The 25,141-nt window shown below is 40.1% G+C and carries 32 protein-coding genes and 5 tRNA genes; 28 read left to right on the top strand and 9 right to left on the bottom strand.

What is annotated here, in order from left to right:
• Positions 1-6 precede the first annotated feature (6 nt).
• From rplX to NYP54_RS05905, 17 genes are all read left to right on the top strand, one after another.
• A complete protein-coding gene (gene rplX, locus NYP54_RS05985) occupies positions 7-330 on the top strand; it encodes a 50S ribosomal protein L24 (protein ID WP_117001403.1) in 324 nt (107 codons plus the stop codon).
• A gap of 10 nt (positions 331-340) precedes the next feature.
• A complete protein-coding gene (gene rplE / locus NYP54_RS05980) occupies positions 341-880 on the top strand; it encodes a 50S ribosomal protein L5 (RefSeq protein ID WP_117001402.1) in 540 nt (179 codons plus the stop codon).
• A gap of 14 nt (positions 881-894) precedes the next feature.
• Positions 895-1,200 carry a 30S ribosomal protein S14 gene (gene rpsN / locus NYP54_RS05975; RefSeq protein ID WP_117001401.1) on the top strand — a complete coding sequence of 102 codons (306 nt, stop codon included), beginning with the start codon at positions 895-897 and terminating at the stop codon, positions 1,198-1,200.
• 17 nt (positions 1,201-1,217) lie between these two features.
• Positions 1,218-1,610 carry a 30S ribosomal protein S8 gene (gene rpsH / locus NYP54_RS05970; protein WP_283155754.1) on the top strand — a complete coding sequence of 131 codons (393 nt, stop codon included), beginning with the start codon at positions 1,218-1,220 and terminating at the stop codon, positions 1,608-1,610.
• A gap of 15 nt (positions 1,611-1,625) precedes the next feature.
• Positions 1,626-2,162 (top strand): 50S ribosomal protein L6, encoded by a 537-nt coding sequence (rplF, locus tag NYP54_RS05965; RefSeq protein WP_283155753.1) that lies wholly within the window; start codon positions 1,626-1,628, stop codon positions 2,160-2,162.
• A 13-nt stretch (positions 2,163-2,175) separates the two neighbouring features.
• The gene (gene rplR / locus NYP54_RS05960; RefSeq protein WP_283155752.1) at positions 2,176-2,529 is read left to right on the top strand and encodes a 50S ribosomal protein L18; all 354 of its coding nucleotides are present in this window, start codon (positions 2,176-2,178) and stop codon (positions 2,527-2,529) included.
• Between the two features lie 16 nt (positions 2,530-2,545).
• Positions 2,546-3,046 (top strand): 30S ribosomal protein S5, encoded by a 501-nt coding sequence (rpsE, locus tag NYP54_RS05955; RefSeq protein WP_151192902.1) that lies wholly within the window; start codon positions 2,546-2,548, stop codon positions 3,044-3,046.
• Positions 3,047-3,051: 5 nt separating this feature from the next.
• Positions 3,052-3,237, top strand: coding sequence for a 50S ribosomal protein L30 (gene rpmD, locus NYP54_RS05950; protein WP_117001396.1), 186 nt, complete (start codon positions 3,052-3,054; stop codon positions 3,235-3,237).
• Between the two features lie 5 nt (positions 3,238-3,242).
• Entirely contained in the window at positions 3,243-3,674 is a 432-nt protein-coding gene (gene rplO, locus NYP54_RS05945; protein ID WP_117001395.1) for a 50S ribosomal protein L15, read from the top strand.
• Between the two features lie 7 nt (positions 3,675-3,681).
• Positions 3,682-5,013, top strand: coding sequence for a preprotein translocase subunit SecY (gene secY, locus NYP54_RS05940; protein ID WP_117001394.1), 1,332 nt, complete (start codon positions 3,682-3,684; stop codon positions 5,011-5,013).
• Between the two features lie 24 nt (positions 5,014-5,037).
• Positions 5,038-5,151, top strand: coding sequence for a 50S ribosomal protein L36 (gene rpmJ, locus NYP54_RS05935; protein ID WP_003017816.1), 114 nt, complete (start codon positions 5,038-5,040; stop codon positions 5,149-5,151).
• 109 nt (positions 5,152-5,260) lie between these two features.
• Positions 5,261-5,617, top strand: coding sequence for a 30S ribosomal protein S13 (rpsM, locus tag NYP54_RS05930; protein WP_117001393.1), 357 nt, complete (start codon positions 5,261-5,263; stop codon positions 5,615-5,617).
• Between the two features lie 30 nt (positions 5,618-5,647).
• Complete coding sequence (gene rpsK, locus NYP54_RS05925; protein WP_117001392.1) at positions 5,648-6,034, top strand: 30S ribosomal protein S11; 387 nt, start codon at positions 5,648-5,650, stop codon at positions 6,032-6,034.
• 18 nt (positions 6,035-6,052) lie between these two features.
• Complete coding sequence (gene rpsD, locus NYP54_RS05920) at positions 6,053-6,673, top strand: 30S ribosomal protein S4 (protein WP_117001391.1); 621 nt, start codon at positions 6,053-6,055, stop codon at positions 6,671-6,673.
• A 21-nt stretch (positions 6,674-6,694) separates the two neighbouring features.
• Positions 6,695-7,669 carry a DNA-directed RNA polymerase subunit alpha gene (gene rpoA, locus NYP54_RS05915; protein WP_117001390.1) on the top strand — a complete coding sequence of 325 codons (975 nt, stop codon included), beginning with the start codon at positions 6,695-6,697 and terminating at the stop codon, positions 7,667-7,669.
• 29 nt (positions 7,670-7,698) lie between these two features.
• Positions 7,699-8,142 (top strand): 50S ribosomal protein L17, encoded by a 444-nt coding sequence (gene rplQ / locus NYP54_RS05910; protein ID WP_117001389.1) that lies wholly within the window; start codon positions 7,699-7,701, stop codon positions 8,140-8,142.
• Positions 8,143-8,410: 268 nt separating this feature from the next.
• A tRNA-Lys gene (locus NYP54_RS05905) sits at positions 8,411-8,486 on the top strand.
• On the opposite strand, the gene NYP54_RS05900 is transcribed toward NYP54_RS05905, so the two are convergent.
• Both NYP54_RS05900 and NYP54_RS05895 read right to left on the bottom strand, forming a co-directional pair.
• Complete coding sequence (locus NYP54_RS05900) at positions 8,487-9,017, bottom strand: hypothetical protein (RefSeq protein ID WP_283155751.1); 531 nt, start codon at positions 9,015-9,017, stop codon at positions 8,487-8,489.
• Positions 9,014-9,661 carry an MFS transporter gene (locus NYP54_RS05895; RefSeq protein WP_283155750.1) on the bottom strand — a complete coding sequence of 216 codons (648 nt, stop codon included), beginning with the start codon at positions 9,659-9,661 and terminating at the stop codon, positions 9,014-9,016. Before NYP54_RS05895 ends, NYP54_RS05900 begins: the two co-directional genes overlap by 4 nt.
• Before the next feature lie 283 nt (positions 9,662-9,944).
• Between NYP54_RS05895 and gpmI the strand changes: the two genes are divergently transcribed.
• On the top strand, positions 9,945-11,483 hold the full coding sequence (gene gpmI, locus NYP54_RS05890) for a 2,3-bisphosphoglycerate-independent phosphoglycerate mutase (protein WP_283155749.1): 1,539 nt from the start codon (positions 9,945-9,947) through the stop codon (positions 11,481-11,483).
• Between the two features lie 21 nt (positions 11,484-11,504).
• Positions 11,505-12,782 (top strand): serine--tRNA ligase, encoded by a 1,278-nt coding sequence (serS, locus tag NYP54_RS05885; protein ID WP_283155748.1) that lies wholly within the window; start codon positions 11,505-11,507, stop codon positions 12,780-12,782.
• A 119-nt stretch (positions 12,783-12,901) separates the two neighbouring features.
• Here serS and NYP54_RS05880 read toward each other — a convergent pair whose 3' ends face one another.
• Complete coding sequence (locus NYP54_RS05880) at positions 12,902-14,170, bottom strand: MFS transporter (RefSeq protein WP_283155747.1); 1,269 nt, start codon at positions 14,168-14,170, stop codon at positions 12,902-12,904.
• 181 nt (positions 14,171-14,351) lie between these two features.
• Between NYP54_RS05880 and NYP54_RS05875 the strand changes: the two genes are divergently transcribed.
• Positions 14,352-14,924 carry a flavodoxin family protein gene (locus NYP54_RS05875; protein ID WP_283155746.1) on the top strand — a complete coding sequence of 191 codons (573 nt, stop codon included), beginning with the start codon at positions 14,352-14,354 and terminating at the stop codon, positions 14,922-14,924.
• On the opposite strand, the gene NYP54_RS05870 is transcribed toward NYP54_RS05875, so the two are convergent.
• The 5 genes from NYP54_RS05870 to NYP54_RS05850 form a co-directional block, all read right to left on the bottom strand.
• Complete coding sequence (locus NYP54_RS05870) at positions 14,874-15,734, bottom strand: sulfurtransferase (RefSeq protein WP_283155745.1); 861 nt, start codon at positions 15,732-15,734, stop codon at positions 14,874-14,876. The two genes, NYP54_RS05875 and NYP54_RS05870, sit on opposite strands and share 51 nt — an antisense overlap.
• Positions 15,721-16,533 (bottom strand): alpha/beta hydrolase, encoded by an 813-nt coding sequence (locus tag NYP54_RS05865; protein WP_283155744.1) that lies wholly within the window; start codon positions 16,531-16,533, stop codon positions 15,721-15,723. Before NYP54_RS05865 ends, NYP54_RS05870 begins: the two co-directional genes overlap by 14 nt.
• 68 nt (positions 16,534-16,601) lie before the next feature.
• Complete coding sequence (locus tag NYP54_RS05860) at positions 16,602-17,873, bottom strand: citrate synthase (protein ID WP_151192616.1); 1,272 nt, start codon at positions 17,871-17,873, stop codon at positions 16,602-16,604.
• Between the two features lie 183 nt (positions 17,874-18,056).
• On the bottom strand, positions 18,057-18,392 hold the full coding sequence (locus tag NYP54_RS05855; RefSeq protein WP_283155743.1) for a hypothetical protein: 336 nt from the start codon (positions 18,390-18,392) through the stop codon (positions 18,057-18,059).
• A gap of 169 nt (positions 18,393-18,561) precedes the next feature.
• Complete coding sequence (locus NYP54_RS05850; protein WP_283155742.1) at positions 18,562-19,596, bottom strand: sigma-70 family RNA polymerase sigma factor; 1,035 nt, start codon at positions 19,594-19,596, stop codon at positions 18,562-18,564.
• A 669-nt stretch (positions 19,597-20,265) separates the two neighbouring features.
• On the opposite strand from NYP54_RS05850, the gene NYP54_RS05845 reads away from it, so the two are divergent.
• A complete protein-coding gene (locus tag NYP54_RS05845) occupies positions 20,266-21,618 on the top strand; it encodes an ATP-binding protein (protein ID WP_283155741.1) in 1,353 nt (450 codons plus the stop codon).
• Between the two features lie 3 nt (positions 21,619-21,621).
• Here the strand turns inward: NYP54_RS05845 and NYP54_RS05840 are convergent, their stop codons facing one another.
• Positions 21,622-22,227: a DUF4124 domain-containing protein gene (locus tag NYP54_RS05840; protein WP_283155740.1), complete on the bottom strand. Its 606-nt coding sequence runs from the start codon at positions 22,225-22,227 to the stop codon at positions 21,622-21,624.
• 114 nt (positions 22,228-22,341) lie between these two features.
• Between NYP54_RS05840 and NYP54_RS05835 the strand changes: the two genes are divergently transcribed.
• The 7 genes from NYP54_RS05835 to nusG all read left to right on the top strand — a co-directional run bounded on the left by NYP54_RS05835 (position 22,342) and on the right by nusG (position 25,107).
• Positions 22,342-22,426 (top strand) — tRNA-Tyr (locus NYP54_RS05835).
• 12 nt (positions 22,427-22,438) lie between these two features.
• Positions 22,439-22,512, top strand: a tRNA-Gly gene (locus tag NYP54_RS05830).
• Between the two features lie 66 nt (positions 22,513-22,578).
• Positions 22,579-22,654 (top strand) — tRNA-Thr (locus tag NYP54_RS05825).
• A 33-nt stretch (positions 22,655-22,687) separates the two neighbouring features.
• Positions 22,688-23,872 (top strand): elongation factor Tu, encoded by a 1,185-nt coding sequence (gene tuf / locus NYP54_RS05820; protein WP_117003532.1) that lies wholly within the window; start codon positions 22,688-22,690, stop codon positions 23,870-23,872.
• A 27-nt stretch (positions 23,873-23,899) separates the two neighbouring features.
• A tRNA-Trp gene (locus NYP54_RS05815) sits at positions 23,900-23,975 on the top strand.
• An 81-nt stretch (positions 23,976-24,056) separates the two neighbouring features.
• The gene (secE, locus tag NYP54_RS05810) at positions 24,057-24,473 is read left to right on the top strand and encodes a preprotein translocase subunit SecE (protein ID WP_283155739.1); all 417 of its coding nucleotides are present in this window, start codon (positions 24,057-24,059) and stop codon (positions 24,471-24,473) included.
• A 10-nt stretch (positions 24,474-24,483) separates the two neighbouring features.
• A complete protein-coding gene (gene nusG, locus NYP54_RS05805; RefSeq protein WP_283155738.1) occupies positions 24,484-25,107 on the top strand; it encodes a transcription termination/antitermination protein NusG in 624 nt (207 codons plus the stop codon).
• Positions 25,108-25,141: the final 34 nt, after the last annotated feature.

Genomic DNA, 25,141 nt, shown 5'->3' with positions numbered 1-25,141 from the left:
CAGAGAATGAATAGACTGAAGAAAGGCGATGACGTTGTAATTATCGCTGGTAAAGACAAAGGTCGTAGAGGAACAATAGTCACTGTGCTTTCTGAAGAGAATCGCGTAGTGGTGGAAGGTGTTAATCTTGTCAAGAAACATGTAAAGCCTAACCCAAATAAAGGGGTTGAGGGTGGCATTATCGAGAAAGAAGCATCTATTCACGCATCTAATGTTGCTTTATATAACCCTGCTACAAAGAAAGCTGACCGTGTTGGCGTTAAATTTGTAGAAGATGGTAATAAAAAAGTTCGCTATTTCAAGTCAAATGGCGAATTAGTAGATCTATAGGTAGTAAAATATGGCAAGGCTAAAAGCTTTCTATCAAGAAAAAGTAGTTCCACAGCTTAAAGATGAGCTAGGTGTAGCTAATGTGATGGAAATTCCACGCATTACTAAAATCACGCTTAATATGGGTGTTGGTGAAGCTGCAAAAGATAAAAAAGCGTTAGAGCACGCGGTAAGAGACTTAGAGGCAATCGCAGGTCAAAAGGCTGTGATTACTAAAACTAAAAAATCTATCGCTGGCTTTAAGATTCGTGATGGTTGGCCAATTGGCGCGAAGGTAACTTTGCGTGGCGAGCGTATGTATGAATTCTTAGATCGCTTAGTATCGATTGCAATCCCACGTGTCCGCGATTTCCGTGGTTTAAACCCTAAATCATTTGATGGACGTGGTAATTACAGTATGGGTATGCGCGAGCAAATCGCTTTTCCAGAAATTGATTACGATAAAGTTGATAGTATTCGTGGTTTAGATATCACAATTACAACAACTGCTAAGAGTAATGAACACGGTAAAGCGCTATTGACAGCGTTTAACTTCCCGCTGAAATCTTAAGGAGTAACCTTACAATGGCAAAACTTGGAATGATCCAAAGAGAATTAAAAAGACAAAGACTAGTTGCGAAATATGCTCAAAAAAGAGCTGAGCTTAAAGCAATTATTCTAAGTCCAGATGCCACTGATGATCAAAAGTGGGATGCGCAAATTAAATTGCAAAAGCTTCCAGTGAATTCATCACCTTCACGTTTACAAACGCGCTGCCGTATTACCGGTAGACCGCATGCTGTTTACAAGAAGTTTGGTTTATGCCGTAACAAGTTGCGTGAGCACGCAATGGTTGGTGATGTTCCTGGCTTGAAAAAAGCTAGCTGGTAATAGAAGGATTAAATTTTATGAGTATGCAAGATCCTATTGCAGATATGCTAACAAGAATTAGAAATGGTTTGTCTGCACATAAGACAGCTGTTTCTATGCCTTTATCTAAGAAGAAAAAAGCAATTGCTGATCTTCTTGTTGCAGAAGGTTTTATCAAGAGCGTTAATGTTTCTGAAGAAAATAACGGTACGCTTAGTGTTGAGCTTAAATATCACCAAGGGCAACCTGTGATTGAAATGCTTAAGCGTGTAAGTCGCCCAGGTCTTCGTATTTACAAGACGGCAAGTGAACTTCCTAAAGTTCACGGTGGCTTTGGTGTGGCTGTGATTTCAACTTCTAAAGGTCTTATGAGCGACAGAAAAGCGCGTTCAGAAGGCGTTGGTGGTGAAATAATTTGCTACGTAGCATAAAACAGGAGATTTTTAATGTCTAGAGTTGGTAAAAAGCCTGTTGCTATTCCTAGCGGTGTCACAGTTGCAGTAGCAAATGATAACCTTGTTACCGTTAAGGGTGCCAAAGGCGAACTAGTTAAAAAAATTAATAATGCAGTGACAATTGAAGTTGCAGATAAAATCATCAATGTTAAGCCAAACGATGAGTCTAAAACTGCTAACATGCAATCAGGTACTGCGCGTGCTGTGATTAACAACATGGTTATTGGTGTTAGTCAAGGCTTTGAGAAGAAGTTACAATTGGTTGGTGTTGGTTACCGTGCTAAGGCTCAAGGTAATAGCGTTAACTTAACGCTTGGTTTCTCTCATCCAGTTGATCATGCGTTACCACAAGGCGTGACAGCTGAGACACCTTCACAAACTGAAATCGTTTTGAAGAGTGCCAATAAAGAGCTACTTGGTAAAGTTGCAGCAGATATCCGTGCTTATCGTCAACCTGAAGCTTACAAAGGCAAGGGTGTTCGTTATGCGGATGAAAGAGTAATCACCAAAGAAGCTAAGAAAAAATAAGTGAGTTAGAACTATGGATAAGAAAATTGCTCGTTTACGTCGTGCAAAACGTACACGCATTAAACTTAGAGAGCTAAATCAAGTTCGTTTATGCATACATAGAACACCTAAGCATATGTATGCTCAAATTATTTCTGGCAATGGTGCTCAGGTTTTAGTGCAAGCTTCAACACTTGAGCAAGCTGTGAAAGGCGATTGCGCTTATACTGGCAACGTTGCTGCTGCAGTTGTTGTTGGTAAAATAATTGCGCAGCGTGCTGTTGAGAAAGGTATTGAACAGGTTGCTTTTGATCGTTCAGGCTTTAAATATCACGGCCGCGTAAAAGCACTAGCTGATTCAGCTAGAGAAAATGGTTTGAAATTTTAATTAAAGGCGACTGATAATGGCAGATAATATGCAAAAAACTGACGGCTTGATCGAAAAGTTAGTCAGCGTTAAAAGACATGCCAAAACAGTTAAAGGCGGCAGAATCATGAGCTTTGCTGCTTTAGTTGTTGTTGGTGATGGAAATGGCCGAGTCGGTATTGGTAGAGGTAAATCTCGTGAAGTACCTGTGGCAATCCAAAAAGCAATGGAAAACGCACGTCGCAATATGGAAACAGTTAACCTAAATGGTGATACTTTATGGTATCCAACAACTGCTAGCCATGGCGCGTCTAAAGTATTCATGCAGCCAGCATCTCAGGGTACAGGTATTATTGCCGGTGGTGCGATGCGTGCAGTATTTGAAGTGGTAGGTGTTCATAACGTCTTAGCTAAGACTTATGGTTCAACTAACCCAATCAACGTTGTTCGTGCAACTATCAATGGTTTAAGCAACCTTAAATCTCCTGAGGAGATTGCAGAGAAGCGTGGCTTAAGCGTTGAAGCAATTCAAGGGTAAGTACGATGACTGATAATAAGACTTTTAAAGTAACGTTGACGAAAAGCCTAATTGGTCGCCAAGCGTCACACAAAGCGTGTGCAAGCGGTCTAGGTTTACGTAAAATTCGCCAAAGTGTAGAAGTGATTGATACGCCTGCTAATCGCGGTATGGCAAACAAGATCAACTACATGGTGAAGATAGAGGGGTAATATCAATGAGATTAAATACAATTTCTCCAGCGCCGGGTTCAAAGCCTGCTGCAAAGCGCCTTGGTCGTGGTATCGGTAGTGGTCTTGGTAAGACTTCTGGTCGTGGTCACAAAGGGCAAAAAGCACGTTCTGGCGGTTACCATAAAGTTGGTTTTGAAGGCGGTCAGATGCCTTTACAAAGAAGACTACCTAAATTTGGTTTTACTTCACAAAAAGCAAAATATGTTGCTGAAATCAGATTGCATGAATTAAATGTAATCGAAGCTGACGTAGTGACTCTGGATGCATTAAAGCAAGCAGGTATTATACGTAAAGATATGCTTGAAGCGCGTATTATTGCAAGTGGTGAAATCAATAAACCAGTTACTATTAATGGTTTGCATTGCACAAAAGGTGCAAAAGCAGCTATTGAATCTGCTGGTGGCAAGGTAGAGTAATATTGCTATGGCAACACAAAATCTTAAAAAAGGTGGCGGACTTAAGGAATTAAGACAGCGCCTTCTTTTTGTCTTATTAGGCATTATTGTCTTTAGACTAGGTGTCTATATCCCGATCCCATATATTGATGCCGATCAGTTAAGCAAGTTAATGTCAGCGCAATACGCTGGTGGCAACGGGCTTTTGAGCATGTTTAACATGTTCTCAGGTGGTGCACTTGAGAAGCTAAGTATCTTCGCATTAGGTGTTATGCCTTATATTTCAGCGTCGATTATCTTCCAAATGATGAGTGCGGTTTCACCAAAGCTGATGGAGCTTAAAAAAGAAGGGGAATCAGGGCAGAAGAAAATAACGCAATACACAAGATATGCGACTTTGGCGCTAGCGTTAGTGCAATCGTTTGGTATCGCAGTTTATACGTTTAATCAGCCTGGACTCGTGGATATTGACTCAAGATTTTTGTTTTATTTTGCCGCAATTATCTCAATGACAACAGGCAGTATGTTTTTGATGTGGTTGGGTGAGCAGATGACTGAGCGTGGTATTGGTAATGGTATCTCATTACTAATCTTCTCAGGTATTGTTGCCAACCTGCCATTTGAAATTAGCACAACGATTTCACAAGCTAACCAAGGCGCAATTTCATACCTAACTGTTTGGGTGTTGCTAGTTATCTTACTAGCGGTTGTTGCTTTTGTTGTTTTTGTCGAACGTGCTCAACGTCGTATTACGGTTAACTATGCTAAACGTCAGCAAGGTCGTAAGATGATGGCGCCACAAACAAGTCATTTACCATTAAAACTAAATATGGCGGGTGTGATTCCGCCTATTTTCGCATCATCTATTTTGATGGTTCCGGGGATGCTTTCTAATTGGTTTGCATCTTCACCGTCACTAGGGTGGTTAGCTGAAATTGGTGAAGCGCTTCAACCAGGTAGCTTGCTGTATACTTTAATTTTTGCAGCAGCGATTATTTTCTTTTGTTTCTTCTATACGGCGCTTGTTTTCAATCCGAAAGAAACGGCAGATAATCTTAAACGTTCTGGGGCGTTTATTACTGGGGTTAGACCTGGTGAACAAACAGCAAAATATATCGACTCGGTCATGAGTAAGCTAACACTTATTGGTTCGATCTATATTACCGCAATTTGTTTATTACCAATTTTTGTTATGAACTTTTTTGGTCATGGGTTGTCGTTTACATTTGGCGGAACATCGCTATTGATCGTCGTGGTTGTGATCATGGATTTCATGGCGCAAGTGCAATCACATATGATGTCAACTCAGTATGACTCACTGTTAAAGAAAGCAAATTTGAGTAATTACGGTAAATTATAATTTTAACAAGAATGAGGTAATCAGATGAAAGTCAGAGCTTCTGTGAAGAAGATGTGTAGAAACTGTAAAGTGATCAAGCGTAATCGTGTGGTGCGTGTGATCTGTACTGATCCAAGACACAAACAGCGTCAAGGTTAATAATTAGACATGGTGGCTTGCTTTTTTATAAGAAAAGCGTTATATTCGACCGCCGTGCCAAATTAACTAATAATTTTAAGATATTAATAAAGTAAATGGAGTATTGTAAATGGCTCGTATAGCTGGGATTAACGTTCCTGATCATAAGCATGCTGATGTTGCCTTAACAGCGATTTATGGTATTGGGCGTCCACGCGCAATTAAAATATGTGCTGCGTGTAACATTGAACCAAGCAACAAAATCAAAGACTTGACAGAAGAGCAGATCGAGTTATTGAGAAGTGAAGTTGCCAAGTTTACAGTGGAAGGTGATCTTCGTCGTGAAGTATCAATGAACATTAAGCGTTTAATGGATCTAGGTACATATCGTGGTCGTAGACATCGCCGTAATCTGCCTGTAAGAGGTCAGCGTACTAAGACGAATGCTCGTACGCGTAAAGGACCAAGAAAGCCAATTAGGGCATAAGTACAATTATAACAAATAGGAATCAAACTTATGGCAAAAGCTGTAAAGCCTAAGAAGAAAATCAAGAAGAGCGTACCGGATGCGATTGCGCATATCCACGCTTCTTTCAACAACACGATTATCACTATTACGGATCGTCAAGGTAATGCGTTGTCTTGGGCGACTTCTGGTGGTAGTGGTTTTAGAGGTTCTCGTAAGAGTACACCTTTTGCAGCACAGGTTGCCGCTGAAAGAGCAGGTGATGTTGCGCTTGAGTATGGTGTGAAAAACGTAGATGTTCTTGTGAAAGGTCCTGGACCTGGACGCGAATCTGCGGTACGCGCTTTAAATGCAAAAGGCTTCAAAGTGACGAGCATTACGGATGTAACACCGTTACCGCATAACGGTTGCCGTCCTCCGAAAAAACGTCGTGTATAAGATTTTAAGGTAAGTGAAATGGCTAGATACTTAGGACCTAAGTGTAAGCTTTCTCGTAGAGAAGGTACTGATCTTCAGCTAAAAAGCGGTGTAAGATCGATCGAAGAAAAATGTAAAATCAATACGCAGCCTGGTCAACACGGTGCAAAAAGAGCGCGCCTATCTGACTACGGTTTACAATTGCGTGAAAAACAAAAAGTACGTCGTATTTATGGCATACTTGAGAACCAATTTAAGCGTTATTATGTTGAAGCGGCAAGACGCAAAGGCAATACAGGTGCAAATCTGCTTGAGCTTTTGGAAGGTCGTTTGGACAATGTTGTTTTCCGTATGGGCTTTGGTGCAACACGTGCAGAAGCGCGTCAGTTAGTAACACACAAAGGCATTTTGGTAAATGGCAAAGCATGTAATATCCCTTCATATGCTTTACAAGCGGGTGACATTGTTGCAGTTCGTGAAAAATCGAAGAAGCAATTGCGTATTCAAAGCGCATTAGAACTTGCTAAGCAACGTGGCACTTTATCTTGGATTGAAGTAGATGAAGCAAAAGTTGAAGGTGCTTTCAAGTCTAAGCCAGAGCGTGCTGAATTATCTGCTGATATCAATGAGCAGTTAATTGTTGAATTGTACTCTAAATAATAGATAAACGGAGAGCAGTTAATGCATACTTGTCCAACTGAAGCTTACAAACCACAAATTGGCAGTGTTACTGAGGTTAAAAATAACCACTTTAAAGTGGTGCTTGAGCCGTTAGCTGTTGGTTTTGGTCATGTAATGGGAAATGCTCTCAGAAGAATTTTATTATCTTCTATACCGGGTTCTGCAGTAACAGAAGCGCAGCTTGAAGGCGCTTTACATGAATACTGCACCATCGAAGGTGTACAAGAAGATGTTGTAGAAATTCTGCTTAATCTAAAAAAACTGGCTATTAGTCTACAAGATGAAACAGAAGAAGCGTATTTGACAATCACTAAAGCAGGTCCTTCAAAATTATTGGCGAAAGATCTTGAAGTTAGTGGTAATGTCAAAGTATCAGATCCTAATTATGTCATTGCTAATCTTAACGAAGGTGGCAAGCTTAATATGTCACTTAAAGTGACCAAGGGTCGTGGATTTGTGCCATCTACAGTTTATACACAAGCAGCAGTTGAAGAATTGTTGGTTGGCTATATTCCATTAGATGCCGCTTATAATCCGATTCTAGATGTTTCTTTTACCGTTTCAGCTTTAGATGATAATAGCGAGAAATTAGAAATTTATATGCGTACTAAAGGTACGATTAAGCCTGAGGTGGCAATTGAGTTAGCGATGACTTATTTCTATGAGCAGATCGCTGTATTTGTAGATTTGAAAGCACCACTAGGTCGAAAATCTGCACAAGATGCCCCTGAAATCGATCCTTTATTACTTAGACCTGTTGAAGACTTAGAATTAACGGTCAGATCAGCGAACTGTCTAAAAGCTCAAAATATTCGTTATTTGGGCGATTTGGTGCAATTCCCTGAATCAGACTTAATGCGCATTCCAAACTTGGGGCGTAAGTCTTTGAATGAAATAAAAGCTGTGTTAGCTGAAAGAGGCCTTTCTTTAGGTGTCAGAATTGACAACTGGCCGCCAGAGCAGCTTAGTAAGTAATATATAATTTTAACTAGAAGGAAATTACTATGCGTCATCGTAAGAGTGGTCGTAAGTTTAATAGAACAAGCAGCCATCGCAAAGCGATGTTTAGAAACATGTCAGCTTCATTGTTAAAGCATGAGCTGATCAAAACAACTTTACCTAAAGCAAAAGAATTAAGAGGCTTTATTGAGCCTTTAATTACGCTTGCAAAGCGTGAAGTTGAGCTGCGCAAATCAACAACTGATCATGATAATAATGAGTTCAAAGGTCAAGTAGTTGCTTTAAGACGTCAAGCTTTTAATTACCTACGTAATAAAGAAGCGGTTAAGAAGCTATTTGAAGAAATCGGACCACGTTATGAAGCTCGTCCAGGTGGTTATACACGCGTACTTAAGTGTGGTTTCCGCTTTGGTGATAAAGCGCCTATGGCATTTATCGAGCTAGTTGATCGTCCACAAGTAGAAGTTGAAGAAGCCGTAGAAGCTTAATCTGCAACTTTTATTACTACACTATAAAACCTGCGATTGCAGGTTTTTTTTTGCCAAAAATAAGGAAGTTAAGATGTTGATGAAGTATTGCCAGGTTTAGTGGAGGATTTTAAGTATAGCCTGCACCATGAGGTTGCATTAGTTGCTGAGTAAATCTACAGGATATAGCTTCTGTTTGACTGTAAAAAGTACAGATTTAAAATTCACTGGAATTAATTGAAAAAAGCCCTTGCAATAAGGGGTTGAGCCGTTATAATAGCTCCTCGTCGGGTCGTTAGCTCAGTCGGTAGAGCAGTTGGCTTTTAACCAATTGGTCGCAGGTTCGAATCCTGCACGACCCACCATCAAGATTGATTATCTCTTTTTAGAAAAATTCCCGAAATTATATTAATGGCGATAAATACCATGAGTATCAGACTAAACTGTAGTGCGCTATTTCCAGGTAAATAACCCATAATAATGACCGCAAGCATTGCTGAACCCATATTCATAAAGCTCATCATGGACGAAGCAGATGCCTTATCCTTAATGGCAGATGAAGCAAACAATGTGGCACTTGGAAATAATAATCCGCTGAAGTAATACAGTACTGCACAAATAAGAAAGAACACTAATGCTCGAGCATTAAATTGAACGCTAAGATAAAGCAATATTGCACCAATAAAAATAATAGCAATGGCAACCATAATAATCTTATTAGTATCAAATCGATGCAGTATGCGGGGTGCGCTTAAGCCACTTATTAGTGTGCCGGCTAGTGCGATTAAATTCCAGTAGCCATATTCGCTAGGTGTCAAATGTAGCATGTGCTGCGTGATCATTGGTGCCGCTGCTGCGTAGCCATAAGATACTGTAGAGCATAAACCAATAATCAAAGCATAGTGACGTAAACGATGACTTTTAACGCATGTGCGTATCTTTGGGCAATCGCTATCGGGTGTAATGAGTGTTTTTCTTGTAGTGTTTCATGGAATAAAAACGTTGACAAATAGGCGAGTGCACCATGAATAAATAAGATACAAAATAGATCTTGCCACTGTAAGTATTGCGTAACAACACCGCCGAGGGTGACAGCAATACCAATACCGAGCATAAAAGAAAGCATGGAATAAGAGATTGCTTTCTTTGCTTGCGCTTCATTTAAGAGCTCATTGACTAACGTGAAAGTACACGCCAAACCTGCAGAAGAACCAAGAGCGGTAATAACCCGACCTAAAAGTAACAAGCTATAGCTATGGAGCATGTTGGTTGCCGCAATATAGCATATAACCAAACCGATTAAGTTAATGATAAAACCAAAGCGAATGGCTTTGAGTCTGCCAAAACGATTGGCAAGTGGGGCATAAATCAGCTGACCAAAAACATAGCCAAATAAAAAAATGCCGACAAACCATGAGAGGCTTGAAGTGTCAAGTGTGTAAAATTTGCCAATTTGTGGTAATGCAGGTGTAAGTATTACTGCAGATACAGAGGCAATGGATAGATAGCTTAACAGTATGGCGATTTTATATGTTTTCATAATGATATCCTGAATATGATTTGTTCAGAATTGTATGTGTGATGATGTAAATTAACAATATCTGGAAATATTGACATAAGTTAAGTTGATTTAAACAATGGGTACGTTTGTGGTGCAAATGCCTTGTAATATTTTCGCACTTACCGTGAGGCTATCAACGCCAAATAGTCAAGGACGCTACAATCAAAAAGCAGTTTTTAGCGTAAGAGACTTTAACTACAACTATCTAGCCTTTTGGCTATCGAGCGCATACAATAGATCAATCTGTTTTTTTGGAGATTTTATGAAAAAGCAAACGACTGTTTTATTGATACTCGATGGTTGGGGTTATCGCGAAGAAAATAAAGATAATGCCATTAATAATGCTAATAAACCCAATTGGGATAGTATTTGGCAACATTCGACGCATACCTTAATTAACGCATCAGGGTTGATGGTGGGTTTACCACAAGGACAGATGGGTAATTCGGAAGTTGGGCATATTAATATCGGCTCAGGTCGTATTGTATACCAAGAGCTAACACGGATTGATGAAGCAATCAAAGATAAAAGTTTCTTTGATAATGAAGTGCTCACCAATGCTGTTGATCAAGCCGTGAAAGGTGACAAAGCCGTACATATTTTGGGACTCTTATCGCCAGGTGGCGTGCATTCGCATGAAGACCATATTATTGCAATGATTAAGCTCGCTGCTGAACGAGGTGCAAAAAAAGTATTTGTTCATGCTTTTTTAGATGGGCGCGATATGCCACCACGCTCAGCGGAAAGCTCATTGCAAAAAGTTAATGCGTTATTGTCAAAACTTGGTGTTGGCTATATTGCAAGTGTTAGCGGGCGCTATTATGCAATGGATCGTGATAATCGTTGGGATCGTGTTGAGAAAGCCTATGATGCGATGACAATAGCCAAAGCAGAATACACAGCAGATAGTGCTGAAGAAGCATTAAATATGGCATATGCACGCAATGAAAATGACGAGTTTGTTAAGCCGACAATCATCAAAAAGCACAATCAGGCAGTGACAATCGCTGATGGTGATAGTGTTATATTTATGAATTTCCGCTCTGATCGTGCGCGCCAATTATCACATGTGTTTACCGATAGTGAGTTTTCTGGCTTTAAGCGCCAAGTTTTTCCTAAAGTGCATTTTGTGACCTTAACAAAATATGCTGATGATATTAAAGCACACGTTGCTTACGCACCTGAGAAGCTAACCAATATATTAGGTCAAGTATTGGCAGATCAACATATGACGCAGCTGAGAATTGCCGAAACTGAGAAATATGCACATGTGACCTTTTTCTTTAATGGTGGTCAGGAAGCGCCATTTGTCGGTGAAGATCGTATTTTGATCCCCTCGCCTAAAGTGGCTACATATGATTTACAGCCTGAGATGAGCGCCTATGAGGTGACGAATAAACTAGTCGATGCAATTGCTGCACAAAAATATGATGTGATTATTTGTAATTATGCCAACTCTGATATGGTGGGGCATACGGGCAATTATGACGCAGCAGTTAAAGCAATTGAAGCTTTAGATAAATGTATTGGACGTGTTGCTGATGCGGTTCATACGATCAATGGTAATTTATTTATTACCGCAGATCACGGTAATGCAGATCAAATGGTTGACCCTGAAACAGGTAAGATGCATACAGCACATACCACCAATCCGGTGCCTTTTATTTATCAAGGGAATAAGAAAGCTTCAGTTGCATTAAGCGATGGCAAATTATCGGATATTGCCCCAACGATACTGGCAGTGATTGGAGTGAAGCAACCTAAAGAGATGACTGGTGAGTCTATTTTAAAGTTTGATTAAAAAAATGTGAGTAAAGAGTAAATGATTGACCCTAAATTATTAAGAAGTGATATTGATGCAGTAGCTAAAGGGCTATTAACGCGTGGTTATATGCTTGATATCCATGCCTTTAATGCATTGGAAGAAGAGCGTCGTATCGTTCAGCAGAAAACACAAGACTTACAAGCTAAGCGTAATGCCGCTTCAAAACAAATCGGGATGCTCAAAGCACAAAAAAAAGATGCATCAAGTATTCTGGCAGAAGTTGCTAACTTAGGTGATGAGCTTAAAGCGCTAGAGGATGAGCTAAAAGCGATTCAAGATCAAATAACGGCGATTATTGCGGAAATGCCAAACTTGCCAGCGAATGATATTCCTGTGGGCAAAGATGAAAATGACAACCTTGAAATCAGACGCTGGGGTGAGCCAAAGCAGTTTGATTTTGAAGTGAAAGATCATGTTGATTTAGGTGAGAAGATTGGTGGTATGGACTTCCAAACTGCCTCTAAGTTAACAGGAAGTCGCTTTGTTGTGCTTAAGAAAGAAATCGCGCAGTTACAGCGTGCATTGACACAGTTTATGATTGATTTGCATGTTAATGAACATGACTATAATGAAGTTTATGTGCCTTATCTTGTCAATAAGGATTCACTATTTGGCACAGGACAATTGCCGAAGTTTTCAGAAGATCTTTTTAATATTCAAGCGCAATTCCCATTTAGCTTAATTCCTACGGCGGAAGTCCCAATTACCAATATCGTACGTGATGAAATTATTGCGGCTGAAAGCTTGCCATTGAAATTCGTAGGACATACACCATGCTTTCGTAGTGAGGCAGGATCTTATGGTCGTGATACTCGAGGGCTTATCCGTCAGCATCAATTTGAAAAAGTTGAAATGGTGCATATCGTCGCACCTGATGAAGGCTTAAATGCGTTGGAGGAGTTAACCTCACATGCCGAAGCAGTGTTACAAAAGCTTGAACTACCTTATCGTGTACTAACCTTATGTACAGGAGATATGGGCTTTTCCGCACGTAAAACCTATGATTTGGAAGTTTGGATCCCATCACAAAATACCTATCGCGAGATTTCATCTTGTAGCTGGTGTGGTGATTTCCAAGCCAGACGTATGCAGGCACGGTTTAAATCAAAAGATATGAATAAGCCAGAGCTGTTGCATACATTAAATGGCTCAGGTTTAGCAGTTGGCAGAACGCTTGTCGCCGTATTAGAGAATTATCAGCAAAAAGATGGTTCTATCGTTGTACCTGAAGTGCTGCGTAAATATATGGGTGGACTGCATGTTATTAAAGCTTAGTAATAATGTAAAAATAAGTTGAGCTTCAATTACTCCCCTCACCCGCGCAGCTTGAGCTGCACGACCTCTCCCGCAAGGGGAGAGGTACTAGCTGATGCAACTTATTCTTGACTCATTACTTAGTTATTAATTTGCCTTTGGCAATGTGTCTCTTTAATAAAAAATAAGCTAAAAACAAAAGCCACTGCAAAAAAGATAATACTAATGCTGAGCATTACCTCATAATTTTGCGTGCTAAAGTGTGTTGAGCTTAATGCTATTTTACTCAAGGTGATGCCACCTAATATTTGAATAATCGCAGCACCTAAAACAACACTCATATTGTTAAATGCCATTGCCGTTGCTTCAAGCTTTCTTGGCACGTTTTCAACTACAACGCTAAAAGAAATGGCCTGAGCCCCTGTGGCAAATCCAAATAAGAAAAACAGTAAGTAGTATACGTGTAAATGTAAATTCGGTAGCCAAACAATAATCGATGAGGCAATTACACCTATTAATGCAGCTACATAAAGGACGGGCTTACGTTTACGCATTAAGTCTGAACATAGCCCTAATATTGGGCTGCCAAGCCCCATGCCAAGCCAAATAAATTGAATCGCAGAGCTTGCTGAGATTTGTGAGTAGCCCATGCTAACCAAGTAACTAGAGCCATATAGCGAGCCAAATAGCTCAGCAGCTGGATAGATAAAAAAAGCAAAAATAGCGATGATAATAATTTGACGATATCTAAAAAGTGATAACGTCTGCAGTGTTACTTCTTTAATTGATAGGATGTTTTTTGTTGATTGACGATCACGTGCAAATATCAAGAAAATAACTGACAATATAATGCCTGCAACGGTTATAAAATAAAAAACAATGCGCCATTGATAATCCACCGATTCAAGTGCGTAAGCTAAGGGTACGTTGGAGAGAATAGGACCAATTACACCAAGAATCTGAGTCATGCCAACCACAAGACCTAGAATGCGGTGTGGAAACCAATCAAGCACGATTTTAAGGAGCAGGATAAAGGCAAAGGCTGAGCCAAAACCAATAAAAAATCGACCAATAAATGCAGAATAAAAGCTTGAGGCGAAGCTAAAGACCAAAACGCCAATAGCGCACCATAAAATAGCAAAAGTCCCCACCTTACGTACGCCAAAGCGATCCAAAATAATGCCTACCGGAATTTGCATCACTGAATAGGCGATCGCGTAGGCGGCACCAATTAGACTTAATTGTTCAGGCGTGATGTGTAAGCTGTTGGCAAATGCATTGTGTGGCATAGCATTTAAAGAGTCCAGCGAGGTGCGTGCAAAATACTCATAGATAAAGAAGAGGCTGCCAAGTAGAAATAAAAAACACCCAAAAAAGGTAACCCTTTGTGGGCGCTGATCAGTAGTCATAAGAAAACACTTGTTATATGAATTTTTAGTGTGCGTAAGTCTAGCAGATATTGACTCTGAAATGCACCCTAAACTGGTGGCGCCAAACTGATCATGTTTTTGTTTGAGAGGCTTTATTGAATCTCATCTTAGGCGTGCTACAATGCCAATACTTTATTTAAGAATGAATATCATTTTTAACATGAAAAATGTAGCAATCGTTTATTACAGTGGTTATGGTCATACTAAGAAAGTAGCAGAGCATATTAGAATGGGTGTCAATGCTCTAAAAGAAGTGCATGCGGTGCTTATTAGTGTTGATGAGTTGCAAGATGTCGATGCGCTTAATGATTATGAAGCGATTGTTTTTGGTGCGCCAACGTATATGGGCTCGGTGCCATACCAGTTCAAAAAGTTTATGGATGATGCATCAAAAGTTTGGCTAAAAAAAGGCTGGAAAGATAAGCTTGCCGCGGGGTTTACCAACTCAGGCTCTCTAAGTGGCGACAAGTTTAACGTGTTAATGCAGTTATGCACCTTTGCTTGTCAGCATGGTATGTTGTGGTTGTCATTGGGTATTGATAATACTTCTGGGCAAAATGAGCATCATAGTGGGCATTTGGAAGCACTTAATCGGATGGGCGGATCTTTGGGGCTTATGACACAATCAGAAAATGACTCCCCAGAAGTAACTCCTCCGATTGGTGACAAAAGAACGGCTGAATTATTTGGGCGACGCATCGCAGAGTATGTGATTTTGTTGGCAAAAAGGTAATTGCAGTTTTTTATTACCCCATTCACTCCACGATCCATCATAAACGCTGATATTGCGATACCCAACAATCTTTGCAGCTGCTGCCAATATGCAAGCAGTGACACCTGAACCACATGTAAAAATAAGTGGTTGTTGTAGACTAGGTGCGTAAAGGGCAAACATTGCTGCTAAGGTTTCTTTAGATTTAAAGCAACCTTGATCAAGGACACTGGCGTAGTGCATATTAATAGATTGTGGGATATGACCTGAGTTCAGGTTGTCACGTGTCTCGGGTTCTCGTGCGCTAAAGCGTGCGGGTGATCTTGCATCAAAGACAATGGCGGACTTACTATCTAAATTATTTAATATGTGCTCTTTGTCACAAAAGCACCCATTTGTTAGCGTGGCTGTGAAATATGTTGTAGTGGCTGTGATATAGCGAGTTGTCGTTGGTAGGTTATCATTAAGCCATTGCGGCAGACCACCATCTAGAATATAAATATTATGATGTCCCATCGCTTTGAACATCCACCAACAGCGCGCACTCGAGTAAATGCCATTTTGGTCATAGACCACGATTATACTATCATTATGGATGCCAAGTTTTGCTGCAGCAAGGGCAAAGTCTTGAGCTTGAGGCAATGTGTGTGGCAAAGAATTAGTTAAGTCACTAAAGTGTTGCTTCAAATCAAAATAGCGACTTTGTGGAATAAATGAGGCACTACACTTTCTATCGGTGAGTGTCGCATCGAGTATGACGAGCTGTGGTAGATTTAAGTTATTATGGAGCCACTTTGTGCTAACAAAAGTTGTTTCTTTAAGATGTAGCATGATTAAGTATCCAGTCCAAAATAATTTTATTAATTTGCTCAGGTTCTTCTAATGGCGCAAAATGCCCGCTTTTGCTCATGCTCACATATGTGATGTTTTTAATGTTTTGATAAAAGCTAATACTGCTGTCAGCACCAACAATTTTATCCTCAGGTGAGGTGATTAATAGTGTTGGAATGCTGAAGTTGTCTGCATTTTCAATATCATGCATTCCTAAGTTTAACTTTTTGATTACCTCTAAATCATTAGTTTTGCCGGCATTAACTTGCTCATCAATAAGTGTTTGTTGCGTATCGGGGTGGAAGCCTGAGGATGCGAAAAATTGATTCATGTTGTCACGGATGCTTTCTAAGACATCAAGAGACTGGTTCCAAAAGGCAAAATTTTCAGCATCAAGCTTGGTGCATGGCGATGGGCTGATGAGTATAAGCTGAGTAATATTAAGGCTTAAGCTATGTTTTTGAGCGGTGGCATAAGCATACGCACCACCTCGTGAATGTCCAATGATAATATTATGAGCGCTACCTAATTCCGAAATAACATGGGCAATATCGTTAACATACTCATCAAGCGTGTAAGGATTTGTCTTGTTATTTGCAATAACAGGGCTTTGTCCATGCCCTGGTAAGTCTAGTGTAATGACGTTAAAAAACTGCTTGAAAAATGTTATCTGATGATGCCATTGCGTTTGACGTCCGCCCATGCCATGGATAAATACTAGTGTTATTGGGCTGCGGTCATGTTTGTGATAATGACAGTTAATCTCGCGATTATTGCGGAAGATTTTTTTCAGCGTCATGAGTTGTCCTTAACTTATGCTAGCTATAAATAATAGGCTAGAGAGAATAATGTAGAGTTAATCAATAATTATGGAAGATCTCTTTTGTTTTCACCGATATAAAGTTGGCGAGGACGTCCAATTTTCATTGCAGGATCGTTGTACATTTCTAGATACTGAGAGATCCAACCAGAAGTACGAGCTAATGCAAAGATTGGCGTATACATATAAGTTGGGATATCTAGCGCTTTTAAAATGATGCCTGAGTAGAAATCCACATTCGGGAATAGTTTTCTTTCAATAAAGTAGCTGTCATTTAATGCAATTTCTTCAAGTTTCTTGGCAATGTGTAGCAATGGGTTATTGCTATCACCCATTTGATTAAGGATGCTTTCACATGCTTTTTTCATGGCTGTTGCACGTGGATCGGTGTTTTTGTATACGCGATGCCCAAAGCCCATCAATCTAAATGGATCTTCTTTGTCTTTAGCGCGCTCGATAAACTTATCGATATTGCTGACATCACCAATTTGCTCAAGCATTTTAACGACCGCTTCATTCGCACCACCGTGTGCCGGTCCCCAAAGAGCGGCAATACCAGCAACAATGGCGGCATATGGGTCAGTACCTGTGGAGCCAGCAAGGCGTACAGTTGAAGTCGATGCGTTTTGCTCGTGATCTGCGTGCAATATGAAAATCGTATCCATGGCGCGTGCGGCTAATGGATCTGGTTGGTAGTTTTCATTATCAGCAAACATCATATATAAGAAATTCTCAGCATATGAAAAAGATTTCTTAGGCGCCATGAAAGGCAAGCCATTACGGTGGCGATAAGTCATTGCAACTAATGTTGGAATGCGTGCAATGATTTTTTCTGCCATTGCTATTTGTTGCTCAGGATCTTTCTTATTCATTGTTTTTTGATTTTCTGCAGACATGACACTCACTGCTGCCATTAAGGCTGCCATAGGGTGCGTGTCTTTCGGAAATGCTTTGATTGTATGCGCAACATGCTCACATGCAGGCATGTGATCTAAAATGCGTTGACTAAATGCATTAACTTCAGTAGTGCTTGGTAGCTTGTCATTTAATAAAGCATAACAAAGATTCAGGTAGTGCGATTTCTCAACCCATTGCTCAATAGGGTAACCGCGATGCAGAAGCACGCCTTGACCACCGTTAATATAAGTGATTTTTGACCAGCACGCTGCGGTTGAGAGAAAGCCTGGGTCGTAAGTGAATAAACCTTCTTTAACTAAAGAAGATACATCAACAGTTTGTTGACCTAATACAGGAGTGTGAATTGGTAGCGTTAATGATAAATTTTTGTGTTGGATGTTTAAAACAGCAGTTTCAGACATGTTGATCTCCATGATTTGGCACATTTAAACAGCGCAAAACTCCATTGTGACAGAAGTCAACAAGAGAGTTTTCGTGTTGTTTTAGTTTGTGCAGGTAAGTAAAAAATTCTGAGGCATATTTAAGCTTATATCCCTACAGTTGTCAAATAAAGACACCCAAAGAGTTGGGAGGGGTGCTGAGTCTTAAATAGCATGCGCAGATGATGATTTTGGTAATGCAATCGTTCCAATAAAGCCAATGATGCTCGCAATAAGTTGCAAGATCATGCTTTTTTCAAGTCCGCCGACTGAGAAGCTCGCGGTAATGATGGCTAGAATAAACGTGATAACGAATATCGTACTCACTGTTGATTTGGTATTGGCAAATGTTAGGAAGCCTAACAGCAGTGAAACGGCAGATAAGATAATTCCCCAAACACCTACTGCAACTGAATAGCCCATAAGTGTCGCTGCGAAAATAATACCTAAAATACTTGCGATAACAACAAGGATAGACCCAATGTTTTTAATGCCTTTCATAATATTTCTCCTGATAAGTGATATGAACAAAATGCTTCCTTTGCATCATGTGCTCAAGAAGTTAGGGTCAGTTTATTCTTTATCAGTGCTTGCTAGAAATGACAAAATTTTATCAAAGCTATAATATTGATTTATACACTCAGCGTAGAAGGGTTTGTAATAAGTGTGCTTATTGTTTAGAGAATAGGTTGGCATCAATATTGTTAGCCGCAGCAATTACTTTTAAGCGGCGTAATGCATCAACCTGAATTTGACGTACGCGCTCACGCGTCAGTCCAATTTGTGTACCGGTTTCTTCAAGTGTTTGGATGTCATAGCCGCGCAGACCAAAGCGCATTGATAGCACTGCGCGTTGATTGTCACTTAACTCATCAAGCCACTGATCAATAAATTGAGCGGCTTTTTGATGTAAATGGATATCCTCCGGATCACTGGTTTGCTCATCGGCAATTGTCTCAAGCATGCTGCGATTGGAATCATCATAGGCGTCATCCAGTGAGTCCATTGGTACGGTTGAGGTGAGAATTTTGCGGATATCTTCAACAGGGCGGTCAATAAACTCAGCAATTTCCTCAGGGGATGGCTCATGATCAAGAAGCTTAGTTAGCTCTGTTGCTGCACGCAAATAAACATTGAGTTCTTTTAATATATGGACAGGAACGCGAATTGTGCGTTGGTGATTTAATAGTGCGCGTTCAATATTCTGGCGTATCCACCAAGTAGCATAGGTTGAAAATCGCCAACCCAGTTCAGGGTCGAATTTCTCAACAGCACGAATCAAGCCAAGATTACCTTCGGCAATCAAATCAAGAAAGCTTAAGCTATTACCACGTGGCTTGTAACGTTTGGCAATTTTCACAACAAGACGTAAGTTGCTCTCAATCATGATGTTTTTTGCTTTTAAGTCGCCTTGTTGTACCTTTTGAGCGTAGTAGAATTCCTCGTCTTTTGTTAATAATGGTCTAAAGCCAATATCTACAAGATACATGCGCGTGGCGTCATTATCTACGTGCGAAAAATCATGGGCATCAACTTCTGTGTTGTTAAATGCATTGTCATCGTCATCATCATTAGAGTTATCAAGTGTATAATCATTATCATTGATATCGTCATCATCACTGTTTTCGATGTGATTGTTTTTGAGCGTGTTAACGATATTGTCTGGTTTGTTGTCAAACTTATCTTGTTTAGCTGGTTGTAACACGTCTATCTCCTTATTACCCTATTTATAGAATGGTTAGAACTATTGTTATCAAAAGGGCAATATACTATGCATTGATTTCTTGTGGTTTCTTTGCATAATAGCCCGTTCTATGACCTCTTTAACATTATCGCAACAACGCTTCATATGCGAAAGAGCAGAATGATGAATCTGCTGTAGGCTATATGATTATGTGTTATCAGATATTTTTATGTCCCTGTCGGTGATTATCGTACCCTTAATATAAATAAGATGGCAAGCCTGATAGCCAATCTCTGTAAAAGTATTTATTTTTACCAATTAAAAACCTCGCCCAGTTATGCTGGATTATCCTTAATAAGTCCGATATGATTGGCAATCACTTACATGCTAGGATAATGTCTTATTAAGTATCTAAGCAATGGTTTATTGGTATAATGGATATTCGGATCAAGCCCGAATATGACAACTCACTGTCATTCTCGGACTTGATCCGAGAATCCAAAAAATACCTGATAATATCTGCATGGCTACTTATGCCTAGTTACTTTGAATGTTTTGAGTATTATGGAACGCGCGAATTACTTTACTTTTCTTAATAACAGGTTATCGATTCAAAAGTTTTTAAGTATCTGTTTAATATTGTTGATTAGCTGCTCAATTTTTATTTTAGGTGTCTTTAACTATTATCAGATGCGTCAACAAAACGAAGATTTATTTAAAATGCAAATGGTTAACAGTGCCAATGCGATTGATGCCTTATTGTCTGCCGCGATTACTGATAGTTCAAAACGTCAGTTAAGTGATTTGCTGGAATCTAACTCTTTAACAACGCTTGAAAATATCGCAGGGAACTTAAAGCCCAAAATTGCACAATTTGATAATGTGTATAAAGATTCATTTGCTTTTCAGGTTTATGATCGCCGCAGTGGTAATTTGATTTTGCATTCAACAGGATCACCGGATGTGTCCACTTTTCAAAAGACGGAACTTGACAGCTTTCAAACGGTTAAGCTAAAAACGTCACAAGGATCGCAATTATGGAATATGTTTAGCATTAATAGTCGCTATCAACCGTATCGCATTGTGGTGTTGGTGAGCTCTGATTTTAAGCATCAAATGTTTTTGAATTTGTTTCGCAGCGCTTTATGGGATTTAATCACGCTATATATATTTCTATTGCTATCTATATTTATTGTGGTGCAACTGGCTTTGCGACCTTTATCTGATATTCGCCGTGCAATTGCAGTCAAAGATCCACGTAAACTTGAGCCAATTGCTGTTAAAACAGCGCCGCCTGAAGTGATTCCGCTGTTAAATCAATTAAATATTCTATTTCAAAAATTTAGTAAGGTGTTAGAGCGTGAAAAGCGTTTTGCTGGAGATGCGGCGCATGAATTAAAAACGCCATTGGCAGCATTGAAAACGCAAGCTGAGGTTGCGCTTAACTTGGATGACATGGTTGAGATTAAAAAGCGTATTGCCAATATTATTAGTGGCGCCGATCGCTATTTTTATATTATTGATCAACTACTGACGTTAAGTCGCTTAGAGCCGCAGCAGGATTTGCCTGATAAGAAAAATGTGAATTTAAATAGTATTGCTGAGAATCAACTTGCGGAGTTGGCGTTATTGGCGCTGCAAAAAAATATTGAGTTAGAGTTCTTGCCAAGTAAGTCAGCAGCGGTTGTTTATGCCAGCGAAACATTAATAAATATTTTATTTAGGAATCTTATTGATAATGCCATTCGTTATACCCTCGATGGTGGTAAAGTTATCTTATATAGTTATGTGGCAAAATCAGAAGTCTTATTTGAGGTTGTTGATAACGGCATTGGGATTGCTGAAGATAAGCAAAAGCGAATTTTTGATCGGTTTTATCGTGAAGCAGGGACGGGACAAGCTGGTAGCGGTCTTGGGCTTTCAATTGTGAAGGAAATTGTCAGGTTGCATGATGGGCAGATAGCTGCGCGCACCTCGGATGGTGGGCAAGGTTTGACGATCGTGCTACAGTTTCCCATAAGTAAAACAATCATGAGTAGTTAAAACTCATTTGAGATTTTGTTTGACACGGCTATTATGAATATACATTGTGATTGAGTCAGAGAAAAAAGGCTCCCCTGTTTCAGTCTTGCCGTAGAGGCTTATGTCATTTTTGCCAGGAAAAGGTCTTGGAATATTCCATGTGTCATTTTGATAAACAGCGCTTCCCTTATGTTCGTTAGTGATAACCATCACTTTGGCTTTGGCTGATAGTGGTGGAGAAGTCTGGATAGGAATTAATGGATAGAAGTTATGAACATGCGTGTTATTGGCGGGAGATGTGATTTTTATATTAAGCGTGCTTTTTTGATTATCGATATGTTCAGAAAGTTTTTTTTTAAGCGTTGAGGTCATTGTGTTTAAAGCTTCAGTGCTATTATCATCGGCATCTTCACTATCAGTTTTGCTATGTGTCTGAGTAATAACGTTTAGCGTTTGTGTATCAATAGTGGTTGTATCAGTGCTTTCGCCGGGCGGTGTATTAGAGAAAACAGTATTGCCATTTTCATCTTGCCACTGATATATCTCAGCATTCGCTGTAGATATGAAAAAAACTAAAATTAATAGCAAAAAATGCTGGCAAAATGATTTTGCTTTCGTATATACTTGCACGCGTCTTAACTGCTTAAGTTTTCAAAATCTGGTGCATGAAATTATAGGCAAAAAAATCGATGAAAAAAAGTTGATTTTTAAAAACTAAAGCCCTATGATTGTCGCCAGCACGCTGGAGGGGTTCCCGAGCGGCCAAAGGGATCAGACTGTAAATCTGACGGCTCAGCCTTCGCAGGTTCGAATCCTGCCCCCTCCACCACGATTTCCCAGTGCGGGCGTAGTTCAATGGTAGAACTTCGGCCTTCCAAGCCGATAGCGTGGGTTCGATTCCCATCGCCCGCTCCATTAAAGGGATTTATAAAGTGTATTTAAAGATTAAAGTATAAAAAAATTAAGTTTTAAAATATTGAAGCTCGCATAGCTCAGTAGGTAGAGCACTCCCTTGGTAAGGGAGAGGTCACCAGTTCAAATCTGGTTGTGAGCACCAGTTGAGTTTGTTAATAAAACTTTGGAGCAAATAATGGCTAAAGAAAAATTTGAACGTAAGAAGCCGCACGTTAACGTTGGTACGATTGGTCACGTGGATCATGGTAAAACAACTTTGACAGCAGCGATCACTAAAGTGCTTTCAGAAGCATATGGTGGTAGCGCTCGTGCGTTCGATGAGATTGATAATGCGCCAGAAGAAAAAGCGCGTGGTATTACTATTTCAACTTCTCACGTTGAGTATGAAACACCAAATCGTCACTACGCACACGTAGACTGTCCAGGGCACGCGGATTATGTTAAGAACATGATTACTGGTGCTGCTCAGATGGATGGCGCGATTCTTGTATGTTCAGCTGCTGATGGTCCTATGCCGCAAACGCGTGAGCACATCCTTTTATCACGTCAGGTAGGTGTTCCATATATCGTTGTTTTCTTGAACAAGTGTGACATGGTTGATGACGAAGAGTTGTTGGAATTGGTTGAGATGGAAGTTCGTGAGCTTCTTGATCAATACGAATTCCCTGGTGATGATACGCCAATCATTAAAGGTTCAGCAACTGGTGCTTTAGCTGGTGAGCAAAAATGGGTTGATGCTATTCTTGAGTTAGGTAAAACACTTGATGAATACATCCCTGAGCCACAACGTGAAACTGACAAGCCTTTCTTGTTACCAATTGAAGACGTGTTCTCAATTTCTGGTCGTGGTACAGTTGTTACTGGACGTGTTGAGCGTGGCGTTATCAAAGTTGGTGAAGAAGTTGAAGTTGTTGGTATCAGAGCGACTCAAAAGACGACAGTTACTGGTGTTGAAATGTTCCGTAAGCTTCTAGATGAAGGTAAAGCGGGTGAGAACGTTGGTATTCTAGTTCGTGGTCTTAAACGTGATGACGTTGAGCGTGGTCAAGTTCTTTGTAAGCCAGGTTCAATTACACCACACACTAAGTTTGAAGCAGAAGTATATGTGTTATCTAAAGAAGAAGGTGGGCGTCATACTCCATTCTTCAAAGGTTACAGACCACAGTTCTACTTCCGTACAACGGATGTAACTGGTTCATGTGAGCTTCCTGAAGGTGTTGAGATGGTAATGCCTGGTGATAACATCAAGATGACTGTTACATTGATCAACTCTATCGCGATGGAAGATGGCTTACGCTTCGCTATCCGTGAAGGTGGTCGTACGGTTGGTGCTGGTGTTGTAGCTAAGATTCTTGCTTAATATCAGTAATAGCTCGATAAGTTTTGTAGGCCAGTAGTTCAATTGGTAGAGCAGCGGTCTCCAAAACCGCAAGTTGGGGGTTCGAGTCCCTCCTGGCCTGCCAAATAAATTGACTTGAACGGCGTGTTAATCTGTGTTAAGATTGCACGCCGTTTTTGTTTGTAGTGGGAAATGAGGCTTCTAGATGAAAGATTCAGTAACTAAAAAAGTGTGGACAACCACCACTAAAAAAGCTGATATGCGTCAAATAAGTAGCGCTAATAATAAGATGTTGTGGTTATTGATGGTGATCATCGCTGCAGTCATTGTTTTTTCGAGTATGTATTTCTCGCTTTTTACCGAGTCGTCTGCGTTGATGGCAGTGCTTATTATCGTTGGTATTGTTATTTTGTTGGCGATAGCTAAACAGACGAATCAAGGTGCAAAAGGCTGGCAGTTTGTGCTTGAAGCAAGGTTAGAAATGCGCAAGGTCGTATGGCCAACACGCCAAGAAACCATTAATTCAACATTGATTGTTCTGGCGATTGTTGCTGTGGCGTCGGTGATTATTTATTTTGTTGGTATGCTATTTATGCATCTTATTCAGGCGATATTAAGTTAAGAGGTTGTTTATGTCTGCGGATGAAAAAGATGTGCCTAGTGAGCATGTCGAAACAGAAGCTGCACAGTCAGATGCGCAAGCAGAGAGTGGCGGTAAGAAGAGATGGTATGTAATTCAGGCTTACTCAGGCTATGAAAAGCGTGTAAAGACTCAGATTGAAGAGAAAATAAAACTCGAAGGCTTAGAGCATTTCTTTGGCAAGATTTTAGTTCCAACTGAAGAAGTCGTTGAGATGAAGGCTGGGCAAAAGCGTAAAAGTGAGCGTAAATTTTTCCCTGGCTATGTATTGATACAGATGGAAATGGATGAAGCTGCTTGGCAGTTAGTGCGTCGTATACCTCGTGTTAGTGGGTTTATTGGCGGCACAAGTGAGCGTCCGATGCCAATTACTAATGCAGAAGCAGAAAGAATTCTAGGTTCATTAAAAACAGGTGCTGATAAGACTGCACCGAAACCGCGTACCACCTTTCAGGTTGGTCAGGTGGTTCGTGTGTTGGATGGTCCATTTGCTGACTTTACCGGTGTGGTTGAAGAGATTAACTATGAAAAATCGCGCGTGCATGTTGCGGTCTCAATTTTTGGTCGTTCAACGCCTGTCGAGTTGGAATTCTCTCAAGTCGAGAAAGATGCTTAAGAGTTTATCACTGCCAGAGTCGGTGATATAAGGT

This window comes from Cysteiniphilum sp. QT6929, assembly GCF_030035755.1.
Lineage (GTDB): Bacteria > Pseudomonadota > Gammaproteobacteria > Francisellales > Francisellaceae > Caedibacter > Caedibacter litoralis.
Note: the sequence above shows the minus strand (reverse complement) of the source record. Positions and strands in the feature narration are given on the sequence as shown.